Raw genomic sequence first — 13,061 nt, 5'->3', positions numbered from 1 at the left:
CAGATCTTTAAATAAGCGGGAATTGAAGGGGACAACATATGAGTGATAAATCAATCATCGAAGATCGAGGATCTATTAGGGATAGCGGAACAACAACATTGTCTTTTCCCGACAACCAAGAAATCCCTGCCATTTATATTGTAAACAATGACGGTACAGAATCACTGGTTCCCAAAACCACAAGAGGCAACAGGGTAACTGACCATGCCATTAGCGCACGCTTCACCCTAAGACAGGGAAAAAATGTCCTATGCGTCTTTAATGAAGCCTATCAACCAAAAGGCGTTAATCCAGAAACCGGAACCACCTCACCATCTGTTGAACGTAAAATTGCATCAGATCTTTAAATAAGCGGGAATTGAAGGGGACAACATATGAGTGATAAATCAATCATCGAAGATCGAGGATCTATTGGAGATGGCAAAAACAATAGCGCCAAAACCGCCGGCAAAAAAATAGTTGTCGCAATAGCTTGTATAGGAATCTGCGGCTATGTCCTCTGGAACATCTTATCCACCCCCACAGAACAAAAAGACACCGCAAAAGCTCATAAAAAACAAGAACAAAGCTTTCACAATTCCCTCGCCCCTTTAGAGCTCGCCCCCTCTGACCCGCGTGCAAACATAGCGCCAATAACCCTACCACCCCCACAACCACTCGCACAAGAACCCAAAAAAGATGATCCCTTACTTGATGCCGCAAGACGTGCTCCTGTTTTAGCTTTTGCGAAAGGCTCTAGGTCTCAATTAAAAGACATTGTCAACACGACTCTCAATCCCTTTGAAAAATTCAATACCCTTGAAAATCTCGCCAATATGAAAAATTCTTCTGCCCTTCAAGACACACAAAATTTTGCGACCCTATTAAAGCCTACCAAAACAGAAGAAACAAAAGCAAAAGCAAAACTCATCGGCAATAGAAACTTTATCATCGCCATGGGAACCTCTATTCCCTGTATCTTAGAAACGGCATTAAACAGTGAGCAACCAGGCTTTGCAAGCTGCATTATTAACCGTGATATCCTCTCCGACAATGGTCGCGTTGTTTTACTTGATAAAGGAACTCAAGTGATTGGCGAATACCGCGGAGGGATAAAACAAGGTCAATCCCGCCTCTTTGTTCTCTGGACAAGAGCAAAAACTCCAACCGGTGTCATCATCGACCTTGCCTCACCCGCAACAGACAGTTTAGGAAGAGCTGGTTTTGATGGCAACATCAACACCCATTGGTGGGAACGCTTTGGCTCTTCCCTTTTGTTGACCGTTATTGATGGTGCCACAACAGTTTTAACAAATAAAATAGTAGGCAATTCCAATAAAGGAGGTTCAAACAACTCTGGAGGCGGCGGTTTTGAAGGCGCAAACAACACTGGAAAAGAGGCCGCCAGTATTGCCCTTGAAAATCAAATCAATATCCCTCCTACCTTAGAAAAATTTCAAGGCGAACTGGTCAACATTTTCGTAGCAAAAGATCTCGATTTTTCCTCTGTTTATAAATTAACAATCACAGGAAAAAAGAGAAACGCTTTCTCGCGTTCTACACCAGGCTATTCCTTTTTTTAATTCTCACGTTCAGAGTATATTATGCCAACAGCAAAAAACATAGAACGAGCCTCTATCGTTTTAACAAAATTAAAAATCTTAGATGACTTCCTCAATGATGAGAATTTATTTGAGATTGTTGTCAATCGCCCAGGCGAAGTGATTGTTGAAGGTCCAAATGGTTGGCAAACCCACATCTTAAAAGAGCTAACCTACAGCGAACTAGAAGGGATAGCAAAAGTTGTTGCTGCCTACACAACACAAAAGATCAGTGTAGAAAACCCCGTTCTCTCCGCAACACTTCCCAATAACGAACGCATACAAATTGTCATGCCCCCTGCCGTTGCCCCCAACACCATGAGCATGACCATTCGCAAACCTTCATCACGTACTTTTTCTCTTGAAAGTCTACACGAAAACCAGCTATTTTCTGTCACCAGAAACGTTAGTTTTACCCCCCTTGAACAAATGACAAAACGAGCAAGTGAACTCTCTGATACAGAAAAAGAATTAACAGATTTGTTTATCGCCAAAGACTTTTGTCAATTTTTAGAAAGAGCCGTTGTTACACAACAAAATATCTTAATCTCTGGAAAAACTGGTTCTGGTAAAACAACCCTCTCCAAAGCTTTGATTGCAAAAATCCCTGAATATGAACGCATTCTCACCATAGAAGACACGCCCGAACTTGTCGTTCCACACACAAACAAAGTGCAGCTCTTTTATTCAAAAGATAATCAAGGCTTAGCAAAAGCTGGAGCAAAAGAACTGCTTGAATCTGGATTGCGTATGCGCCCCGACAGAATTCTTTTGCAAGAGCTACGTGATGGTACAGCCTTTTACTATATCCGTAATGTCAATTCTGGTCACCCAGGTTCTATCACTACTGTCCATGCCTCAACAGCACTCGCAGCCTTTGAACAAATGACCCTTTTAGTCAAAGAAAGTGACGGTGGTGGAAATTTAGCACGAGAAGATATTCGCGGCTTATTAATCTCGATGATAGATGTCATCATCCAATGTAAACGTTTGGAAGGAAAATTTCGTGTAACAGAAATCTATTACGACCCTTTCAAGCGCCGTGATGCTTTTTAAAAAAACGCCACCCTCACACCCTTTTTTATAAGCAAAAACTATACCAACAGAGCTTTCTTAAAAACACGATTAATCGCTTCAAGTTCATTTTCAATAATCGAAAATAAAAAGCAAAAAGAAGTAAAAATATCATCTCCATTCCCAATCACGAATGCGCCTTACAGAAAAACCAAAACATGCCGAAAATGATATCTATAATCCAATATTTTTTCTGATTTTTTTGACATCAATGTTTGCAAGGATATGGCTACCAAATTTATGACCTCCGCTTCACCTTTAGCATAAGAACAAGATATTGATTTATATAGATAATTTAGCGTTATTCAACTTGAATTAGAACCCTGAATATCGTACAATTCTCTCATTTCAAACCTGCTTATCTTGAAGCAATCAAAATCACTTGCTTGCACACTACAAGCGGATAGTCCATGTGAAAAAACCGTACAAGAAAGAATTAAAAATGGCTCTTATGAACCCTCTCTAGTACCAAGGGCTATCGCAACACTCACAAGCTGGCAAAGTGTGTGATGGTGCACCGGCTTGCTTCTTCACAAACGTGCAATACATTGATTTATAATGATAGTTCACTGTTTTGTATGTTGAATGAGAGTCTTGAATATCGTAAAATTCTCTCATTACAAATCTGTGTATCTTGAAGCAATCAAAATCATTTGCTTGCACACTACAAGCGGATAGTCCATGTGAAAAAACCGTACAAGAAAGAATGAAAAATGGCTCTTATGAACCCTCTCTAGTGCCAAAGGCTATCGCAACACTCATGAGCTGGTAAAGTGTGTAATGGTGCACCGGCTTGCTTCTTCACAAACGTAAAGATGGAGGTGTTTAATGGCTTTATCGTTATACCATTCATGGTCGGCGCCATGAAATGGGCCTGGGTGCCTTAAGAAATGTTTCTTTAAAACGAGCCCGTGAAACTGCAACACAATGGTGTGCTGTTTTACGTGAAGATCGTAACCCCATTAAGAAAGAGCTTCACAAGCTCCTTGTAATATACGCGATCCTACTTTATTTGCCTTATCCATTATTTTTTCCTTTCGATATTCGTTTAAGAGTGCAGTTAAAATTCACTTAAGTTCATTTCTTTCTAGCTTACTAGCTTAATTAAATTTCCTTGAGATAATTTACTGTAAATATCTAAGAGAAACACCGGAATATTTTGACCACCCAAAAAGGGTATAACCCTATATTCCCCACTTTTACCCTTATGCTTTGTTGGGAATCTAACTTTCCTTGCTCTCACCTCATTCCTTGCATAAAAACACCAGCATCTGGATTAGCAGCAATTTAAAAAAACAATATTAAATAATGCTTCAGGTGATATGCCTTCCTCTTTCACACAAGTTAATTGACTTTCCCCCCACACCTCAAAGGAGTGAGATTCCTACCCACCACGAGCCTGTCAACAGTCCAGCATCTCTCGGCGGCTTCCTGCTGCTGACCACTCACGCGATTCACTTCATAGGTGCGACAGACAAACCCTACCCTGAAATACTGATCACGATATCTAAAAACATTCAATATATAAAGCTTTTCATGCCTTATACCACTGCTCTAAACAACGGTGTTTTACGGCATAATCGGATAAGCTGTCGTTTCGATCATTGTTTGCATAATTGTTCAATATACGGAATCCCTGTAAATTATCAATAAAAATACGTGATACCCGTAACTATAATGATGTAAATTAAAAGCCAATTTTAAATGAATGATCAGAAGTATCAAATATCCAAATGATGAAATAAATCCTCCACATCTTTTACAAAAAAAAATATCTTATCCTCTTTCACTTTTCTCAAAAATTTCAAGCGTCTCGCATGCTGGCATCATCACACACTTTGCCAGCTCGTGAGTGTTGACAGCCCTTGGCACTAGAGAGGGCTCATAAGAACCATTTTTAGTTCTTTCTTGTACGGTTTTTTCCACATGGACTCCCCCCCCGCTTGTGACGTGCAAGCAAATGATTTTGATTGATTCAACATGGAATAGATTTGAAATGAGAAAATTTTACGATATTAGGGAGCTAATTCAACTTGAGAACGCTAAATTATCATTATAAATCAATATATTGTTTCATTAGGAACATACATATCAAACGACAAATCCCTTTTCATTGACAACTTTAGTCAAAGCAATCCGTACAAAATAAGACACCGTAAGCCCTAGAGCGGCTAATATTTCATGGGCTTTTTTTTAATTCTTATCTATACATGCTCGCACAATATCTCTTGAATCCACCGCTATATTTATAAGTAACCCTCCTTTAGTTACTCTTTAATGAGAACCCAAATGAGCTACAATAAAAAGTTTCTAATGCATTAGGTTTCTTGACCGTATCACATCTTTTGACTTTGTACGCACAGATGCGTTGTTGATCTCTTGTATATGTCTTTGTTGCAAAAATTGAACAGCTGTTTGAAGCTCGTTCACTAGCTTTTTATCCTGAAGTTGTTCTTTAGGGAGAACTTTTGATGAATCAAACCCATAGTTATGAAGTGCATCCCAAGACAACATTAAAGACAAAATCACGAAACGACATCGCTTTATCAGTATAAATCGCCAAACCCTTTTTATCTAATCTCTGATCCTCCCTTATATGCAATGTATAAAGGATAGATTTTCGCCATTACACGAATCCCAAAACTCCTTCATCAACGACTGTTTTTCTTGGATAACCGTTTTAACTAACTGCTCTCACCAGCTTTTTCTTCTATACAACTCAAGAATTTTCATCCCTCTCTCAAGATCTCCCCTCCTCTAGCACACACAAGCCTCCAAGCTTTAGTCTTTATTCTTTTTCTTCCCCTCAACCATCATAAAAAGCCTCCCCTTTATTTCAAAGGTCACCCGCTTGAAGTCTACTCAACGTTAGAAATATCCCCTTATATTCCAACAAATAATTCCCGTAGCAAACTTCCCTTCTATCTCTCAAAAGATTACCTGATTACTTACCTCACAGCATTCAAGATTCCTCAAAGCACAGCACCCACGTGTGCATCATGTTGCGTAATAACATCCATTAACTCTGTTACGACCGCATCCAATACTTCTCGTGCATCGCCTTCAGCCATAAGGCGGATAACCGGTTCAGTTCCAGAAGCACGGATAACGAGGCGTGCTTCTTTTCCCAACTTTTTCTCTGCTTGATCAATAGCCGTTTTAACAGGATTTTTTTTCAGGACATTTTTATTTTTAACCGTTACATTTTTTAAAATTTGAGGTACAGGTTCAAACCGTTTACACAATTGGCTCATAGGACTTTGGCTTTCTTTCATACAGGCTAAAACCTGCAAGGCAGCCACCAAGCCATCACCTGTTGTCCCAAAATCACTGAGCACAATATGCCCAGAGGACTCACCACCAACATTATATCCCTTTTGGCGCATGGCATCGACAACATAACGATCTCCAACTTTTGTCCTTACAAGGTGCAACCCTTTGCCGTTCAAGAAACGCTCCAGTCCAAGATTTGACATAATTGTTGTGACAACACCATTGCACCGTAATCGTCCCATTTTATGCCAATTTTCAGCAATTACAGCAATTAACTGATCTCCATCAACCGTTTGTGCCTTTTCATCAACAATGAGAACACGATCTCCATCTCCATCAAGAGCAATACCCACATCAGCACGTACTTCATGCACTTTTCGTTTTAAAGAACTTAAATCGGTTGACCCACATTTTTGATTAATATTGGTACCATTTGGCTCATCATGAATAGCAAAAACCTCAGCCCCCAATTCCCATAAAGCACGGGGAGCCGCTTTATAAGCAGCCCCATTGGCACAATCCACAACAATACGCACAGCATCCAAGCGAACATCACGCGGCAGAGTTCGTTTGGCATATTCAATATAACGATAAATATCCCCTTCAACCCGTTTTGCATAACCAATTTCGGCAGAACTTGCTAAAGATTTTGAAAGATCTGTATCGATTAATTGTTCAATTTTCACTTCCATATCATCTGAAAGCTTAAAACCATCAGGACCAAAAAGTTTAATTCCATTATCATAGAAGGGGTTATGAGAAGCAGAAATCATCACCCCAAGATCCGCGCGCAAAGAGCGGCAAAGCATTGCAACAGCAGGTGTTGGCACTGGACCCAATAAAAAAGCTTCCATCCCAGCAGCAGTCAATCCTGAAACCAAAGCGTTTTCCAACATATAGCCAGATAATCGTGTATCCTTTCCAATCACCACACGACGTGATTGATGTTGTGAGCGGAATAAAACCCCTACCGCCATCCCTACCTTCATGGCAAAATCGGGTGTCATTGGAAATGAATTGGCTTTCCCCCGAATTCCATCTGTACCAAAATATTTTTGTACCATACCTCTTTCCTTTAATATCTACTTTTTCCCTTGACTTTTTTAAACCCCTAACAGCTCCCCTTGGTACAATAGCCCCTTCTCCATATAAATGAGATCATTTATTCATTTTAGACCATCAAAGCCTCTCACTCTATTCACCATCTAGAATACATCTTGTAAAATCACCCTCAACCAATGATGTTGCTACACCTCACACGTAAAGCTAATACAAACTCCTAAAAATGCTTTACACATACAATCCTCCTTGAATAGAATCAAAGTATAACCTTACCCCCCTTGACCCAAACTCGGGCCAAAGAAACCTATCACCTAACCTCACACCCTTGGTCCAAACCCGGGCCAAGGAAACCTATCACCTAACCTCACACCCTTGGTCCAAACCCGGGCCAAGGAAACCTATCACCTAACCTCATACCCTTGACCCAAACCCGGGCAAGGAAACCTACCACCTAACCTCACACCCTTGACCCAAACCCAGCAAAGAAACCTATCATCGCGCCTTGCTCCCTGCTAAAGCTGTTATAATACAACGTCTTTGCTTAATTTTTTACTTCCATATTTTTGCAAATATTATACTGAAGGCGCAAGCAAAGCCTGCGCCTTTCTCAAAGAGTTTTTCTGAGAAATTTTCCCCAAACATCTTCACTCAAGCGTTATTAAAAAGCTCTTATTTTCCTTTATCATGTCCCGCCGTATTTGACTTTTTTTCAGCACTGCTTTTACTTTTAGAGCGATTGACTGATTTTGTGATACCTTTTGTACTTTGCGCTTTTTTCTCACGCCTATCAGATTGCACTTTTTTAGATTCATCCCCCTTAGGCTCAACATCACTGGATTTTGCTGTTTTCTCCCCTACAGCTCCCTTTGCCTTGCCTTCCTCAAGTTTATTAGTCTTTACTTTATGAGTTACTGTTTTAGGCGCTGTTTCAGCGTTTTTTTCATCTACCACTGTTATCTCTGCTCTGACCGTTCCAGTTTTTGGAACAGAAGATCCCCGTGGCGCAGCACCCTCATCTTTCTGTGTGCGTGAAGGAGGCTTTCCTGCAATAACTTCGTTAATTTCAGCTCCCGTTAAAGTCTCATATTCCAACAAACCTTGTGCCAAAGCAAACCATTCTTTTCTTTTTGTTTTCAAAATGTTTGTCGCATTTTTATAGGCATCATCAATAAGCTTACGCACTTCCATATCAATCATGCGCGCTGTTTCTTCAGAGACATTTTGTGTTCGCGCAACAGAATGACCCAAAAAGACTTCATCTTGGTTATCCCCATAAGCAACATTCCCAAGCAGATCAGAAAATCCCCATCGTGTGATCATTGCACGTGCTAATTTGGTTGCTTGTTCAATATCAGAAGAAGCACCGGAAGTGATATTTTCCTTTCCAAATTTCAATTCTTCAGCCACACGTCCACCCATCATAATGGCCAAACGAGAAATCATCCACCGATAACTCATAGAATAGCGATCGCCTTCAGGCAATTGCATCACCATTCCCAATGCTCTTCCCCTTGGAACAATTGTTGCTTTGTGGACAGGATCAGCAACTGGCACATTAAGAGCCACAATAGCATGTCCTGCTTCGTGATAGGCAGTGAGTTCTTTTTCTTCTTGTGTCATAGCGGTTGAACGACGTTCAGCCCCCATCATCACCTTATCTTTCGCATCTTCGAATTCTTGCATTGTCACGACTCTTTTATTACGGCTTGCAGCCATAAGAGCAGCTTCATTGACCAGATTCATCAGATCCGCACCGGAAAATCCTGGTGTTCCTCTTGCCAAAATCTTCAGATCAACGTTGGGCGCTAAAGGCACATTGCGCACATGCACTTTCAAGATTTGTTCACGCCCAGAAACATCAGGGTTTGGGACAACAACTTGCCGATCAAAACGCCCTGGTCTCAATAAAGCGGGATCAAGGACATCGGGACGGTTTGTTGCAGCAATAAGAATAATACTTTCATTGGGCTCAAACCCATCCATTTCGACAAGCAACTGATTTAAGGTTTGCTCACGTTCATCATTTCCCCCGCCAAGTCCTGCCCCCCGATGGCGTCCAACAGCATCAATTTCATCGATAAAGATAATACAAGGGGCATTTTTTTTAGCCTGTTCGAACATATCACGCACACGGCTCGCCCCAACACCTACAAACATTTCAACAAAATCAGACCCTGAAATGGTGAAGAATGGCACATTGGCTTCACCAGCCACAGAGCGTGCGAGCAAAGTTTTACCGGTTCCTGGAGGACCAACAAGCAAAACACCGCGTGGAATACGCCCTCCTAAACGTTGAAATTTTTGTGGTTCGCGTAAAAATTCAACAATTTCTTGAAGATCTTGCTTTGCTTCTTCAACGCCGGCAACATCTTTAAAAGTAACACGACCTTGTGCTTCATTAAGCAATCTTGCTTTTGACTTCCCAAACCCCATTGCACCGCGTGATCCATTTTGCATTTGCCGCATAAAAAAGACCCACGCCCCCACGATAATAATAACAGGCAATAAGGAAAAAAGGAGATTGAGGAAAATACTATTTCCAGAGCTTTCAGGAATAGCTTTAACGTTCACGTTTTTGCTTTCCAATTTTTGTATCAAACCTGGATCTCGTGGAGCGTAGGTCGAAATAGCTCTATGTTCAATAGTTTGTCCTGTTAATTTTTGACCTTGAATGGTTACAGATTTCAACTCATTATTCTCAACTTTTTGCAAAAATTCAGAATAGGAGACCTCTCCACCACCAGAACGCTGACTATCTCCATTAAAGAAAGAAAACGACACAATCAAAATTAAGGCAATAACTCCCCAAATGAGGAGAGAGCGGTAATTGGAATTCATATTCAGCCCACTTAATCAAATCTAGATTTCAAACATTTCCCCTTAACATATAACCTTGTCAGCCCCTTGCCAAGGGATGAGAAGCTGTTTATTCTCTTTTAGAGTAATTTTTCTTTATCTTTTCACTTCAATATTAAAAAAAGGTTCCACAACATTCACCAGTGCAGCGTCCTCGCGCGAAGAAAGCCAATCGAAAGGTGCCATAATCCGCTTGATGATAACATTTTTATGAACAACCGCTTGAGAAATCAACTCTGGAATATCACACCCTTTGTCATTTGAGATCATCAGCAACGATTGTAAAGAGGGAAAATGAAGCTTTTTAAGATCAAAATGGCTGTTTTTTAATAAAAATTTCAGCTGTTCTAAATTTGCTGCTCCAACCTTTATAGCCTCAGATCCATGATTTGTAATCTGATAGCGCCCATCCCATGTAGAAGTTTTGTCTGGCTCAACGATAGCCTCTTTCATATTTCGCCCTTCTCGCCACAAAGCAATTCCATTTTTGTTATATTCAATAACAGAGCCAGCATAAGTAAAACGCCGCTTTTCTGAAGAATGAAGACAGAGTTTTTGAACAAGCATGCTTAATTTCTGATTGGGGAGCAAATAAAATCCTCCTCCCATCAGCACGGCAAAAAGCCCCACAACGAAAGGGAAATAGGGATGTTTCTGTAAAAATAACGCAGGCTTTACGATGAAACAACGCCCATATTGAACAGTAATATCCAGAGCTAAAATAAAATCGGCAATATTTTGCGCGTGTTGACGACGTTGCAATGCGGCTTCATTTATTTTTTTAGCAATATCAACAAGCTTTTCGGAACGCAGGGAATGACGCACGCGCACGCGTTCAAAATTATGATCTTCATTGGTTGGATCATCAATCCACGTTTTTCCTTTTAAGCGTAAATAAGCCTGTAATGTTTGGCGTTTTACACCAAGGAGTGGCCGAATCAAACGCACTTTTCTATGCAACAATGCCTCACGCGGAATACAGGATAAACCACGCTCATAGAGGGGACGATAGCTTTTTTCGGTAATATTTTTACTCGTTTCTCTTGCAAGAGCCTCATCATGCGTGCCTTTAGCTTGACCGTGCAAAGCATCAGCAAAACCACCCGTAGAAACCTCATCACGTGCATCATACGCTTCACTGTACAAAGCCTCTCTACTCTTTTGGAGACGTTGATACCGCATTTGATAGGTTTCAATCTGATCATTGAGTGTGTGCCCTGTCATAATAAGGGACGCACCTTGTTTTTGTGCTTCTTTAACCAAGAGATCATAGCGTGCAACACGAGCACTGGAAGCAATATGCGTTTTTGGTTTTTCACCTTCCCACCGTACCGTGATATGTTTAATGTGATGGGCACGGCAAATTTCCGCAACAATTTCTGCTTCATGCGCTGATTCTCTACGCAATTGGTGATCAACAGTCACAGCAATCATTTCCGGAGGAGTAAAGAGAGTTTCCAAATACTCTTTAACCAAAAACATCAAAGCCAAAGAATCACTTCCCCCTGAGACGGCAAGAATCAACTTCTGACACTGAATAAAATCCGATGTTTTAAAGAGATTTCTTGCCAGTCTAACGCACACCAAAAATGACCTCGCTGCTTATTTAAGAGGGTTTACAAAATACAGACTCTAACATTTGATGGCGTTTTGATTTTTTTGCAAAAAGAGTACAATCCTCTTTATTCGCCTCAAGGGCAACCATACTTCTTGCTAATTTTAACAAAATTTCAGAAGTATAAAGCTTCTTTTTATCTGCATACCATGCGGTAAGATAAACTTGTGCGGCTTCATGATAGCGTTTTTGCCCCAACAAAGATTCTGCCAACCAAAACAAAGCATCATCACTCAAGGGATCTTTTTTGTAACGATTTTGAAAAGTGCAAAAGGTTTTTTCAGCTTCAACATAGTTGGCAGAACGAATAAAATCATAACCTTCTTTATACAAAGCTTTGGAAGAAAAAAGAGCCCCATCTGCACTCTGTTGTTCTTCAATATGAACACTTACATCATGAGCTTTTTTTAAATGATCTCCTGTTTCATTCGCATCTTTATGATTTTTTTTCAAATGGTTACTGTTTTCATGATCATGGCGCTTCCCCTTAGCTTCCACAGCAGCAACCTTTGTCTGATCACCTGTACTATGATCCTGCACCATCTCTTTTTTTACAGTCTGAGATTGTTCATCTAAAGCGGCATTTTCAAAGGAACAAGAATAAACAGAAGAGTCTTTTTTATCAAAAAGCCGAGAAAACTGCTTGTTAACATTTTTCAAATTGTTATGCTCAAGCACCGCTCGTATCTTATGCAAAAGCTTATCTAAATCATAATCTTTAAATAAAGCCTGTTGATTTTCTAAAATAATTCCTCGGTATTCCGCAACATCCGACGCTTTCTTTACCGCATCAGATGCAGCTTTACCCACAGCATCAGGGGCATTTTTCATCACATCGGAAGCTTTATCGGCAGCATCCGTAGCTTTCTTTACCGCATCAGATGTAGCTTTACCCATAGCATCAGGAGCGTTTTTCATCACATCAGAAGCTGCTTTATCGGCAGCATCCGACGCTTTCTTTACCGCATCAGATGCAGCTTTACCCACAGCATCAGGGGCGTTTTCCATCACATCAGAAGCTTTATCAGCAGCATCTGTGGCTTTCTTTACCGCGTCAGATGCGGCTTTACCCATAGCATCAGGGGCATTTTTCATCACATCGGAAGCTTTATCAGCAGCATCCGTAGCTTTCTTTACCGCATCAGATGCGGCTTTACCCATAGCATCAGGTGTGTTTTCCATCACATCAGAAGCTTTATCAGCAGCATCCGTAGCTTTCTTTACCGCGTCAGATGCGCCTTTACCCGCAGCATCAGGTATGTTTTCCATCACATCAGAAGCTGCTTTATCAGCAGCATCTGTGGCTTTCTTTACCGCATCAGATGCGGCTTTACCCATAGCATCAGGAGCGTTTTTCATCACATCAGAAGCTTTACCAGCAGCATCTGTGGCTTTCTTTACCGCGTCAGATGCGGCTTTACCCATAGCATCAGAGGCGTTTTCCATCACATCGGAAGCTTTATCAGCAGCATCCGTAGCTTTCTTTACCGCATCAGATGCGGCTTTACCCATAGCATCAGGTGTGTTTTCCATCACATCAGAAGCTTTATCAGCAGCATCCGTAGCTTTCTTTACCGCGTCAGATGCGCCTTTACCCGCAG

The 13,061-nt window shown here is 40.9% G+C and carries 6 protein-coding genes and 2 pseudogenes; 4 read left to right on the top strand and 4 right to left on the bottom strand.

What is annotated here, in order from left to right:
- Positions 1 to 77 precede the first annotated feature (77 nt).
- The 4 genes and pseudogenes from ACFIMQ_RS01865 to ACFIMQ_RS01850 form a co-directional block, all read left to right on the top strand.
- Positions 78 to 347 (top strand): annotated as a pseudogene (locus ACFIMQ_RS01865) (TrbG/VirB9 family P-type conjugative transfer protein); the annotation flags it as partial.
- 27 nt (positions 348 to 374) lie between these two features.
- Positions 375 to 1,562 carry a type IV secretion system protein VirB10 gene (gene virB10, locus ACFIMQ_RS01860; RefSeq protein ID WP_375703263.1) on the top strand — a complete coding sequence of 396 codons (1,188 nt, stop codon included), beginning with the start codon at positions 375 to 377 and terminating at the stop codon, positions 1,560 to 1,562.
- A 21-nt stretch (positions 1,563 to 1,583) separates the two neighbouring features.
- On the top strand, positions 1,584 to 2,636 hold the full coding sequence (gene virB11 / locus ACFIMQ_RS01855) for a P-type DNA transfer ATPase VirB11 (protein WP_375703262.1): 1,053 nt from the start codon (positions 1,584 to 1,586) through the stop codon (positions 2,634 to 2,636).
- 808 nt (positions 2,637 to 3,444) lie between these two features.
- Positions 3,445 to 3,624, top strand: a pseudogene (locus tag ACFIMQ_RS01850) (Arm DNA-binding domain-containing protein); the annotation flags it as partial.
- A 2,002-nt stretch (positions 3,625 to 5,626) separates the two neighbouring features.
- Here the strand turns inward: ACFIMQ_RS01850 and glmM are convergent.
- The 4 genes from glmM to ACFIMQ_RS01830 all read right to left on the bottom strand — a co-directional run.
- Entirely contained in the window at positions 5,627 to 6,991 is a 1,365-nt protein-coding gene (glmM, locus tag ACFIMQ_RS01845; RefSeq protein ID WP_375615838.1) for a phosphoglucosamine mutase, read from the bottom strand.
- Between the two features lie 667 nt (positions 6,992 to 7,658).
- On the bottom strand, positions 7,659 to 9,827 hold the full coding sequence (ftsH, locus tag ACFIMQ_RS01840; protein WP_375615837.1) for an ATP-dependent zinc metalloprotease FtsH: 2,169 nt from the start codon (positions 9,825 to 9,827) through the stop codon (positions 7,659 to 7,661).
- A 114-nt stretch (positions 9,828 to 9,941) separates the two neighbouring features.
- Positions 9,942 to 11,429, bottom strand: a complete 1,488-nt coding sequence (tilS, locus tag ACFIMQ_RS01835) for a tRNA lysidine(34) synthetase TilS (RefSeq protein WP_375615984.1) — start codon at positions 11,427 to 11,429, stop codon at positions 9,942 to 9,944.
- Between the two features lie 22 nt (positions 11,430 to 11,451).
- A partial coding sequence (locus ACFIMQ_RS01830) for a tol-pal system protein (RefSeq protein WP_375703261.1) occupies positions 11,452 to 13,061 on the bottom strand: 1,610 nt, incomplete at its 5' end.

The organism is Bartonella sp. AD13SXNS, from assembly GCF_042196465.1.
Lineage (GTDB): Bacteria > Pseudomonadota > Alphaproteobacteria > Rhizobiales > Rhizobiaceae > Bartonella.
The sequence above is the reverse complement of the archived record's forward strand: the minus strand, read 5'-3'. Positions and strand labels throughout refer to the sequence as shown.

What these genes read in the sequence shown, in the direction of transcription:
- ftsH (WP_375615837.1), bottom strand. Translation starts at nt 9,827, where the DNA reads ATGAATTCCAATTACCGCTCTCTCCTCATTTGGGGAGTTATTGCCTTA.
- glmM (WP_375615838.1), bottom strand. Translation starts at nt 6,991, where the DNA reads ATGGTACAAAAATATTTTGGTACAGATGGAATTCGGGGGAAAGCCAAT.
- virB11 (WP_375703262.1), top strand. Translation starts at nt 1,584, where the DNA reads ATGCCAACAGCAAAAAACATAGAACGAGCCTCTATCGTTTTAACAAAA.
- virB10 (WP_375703263.1), top strand. Translation starts at nt 375, where the DNA reads ATGAGTGATAAATCAATCATCGAAGATCGAGGATCTATTGGAGATGGC.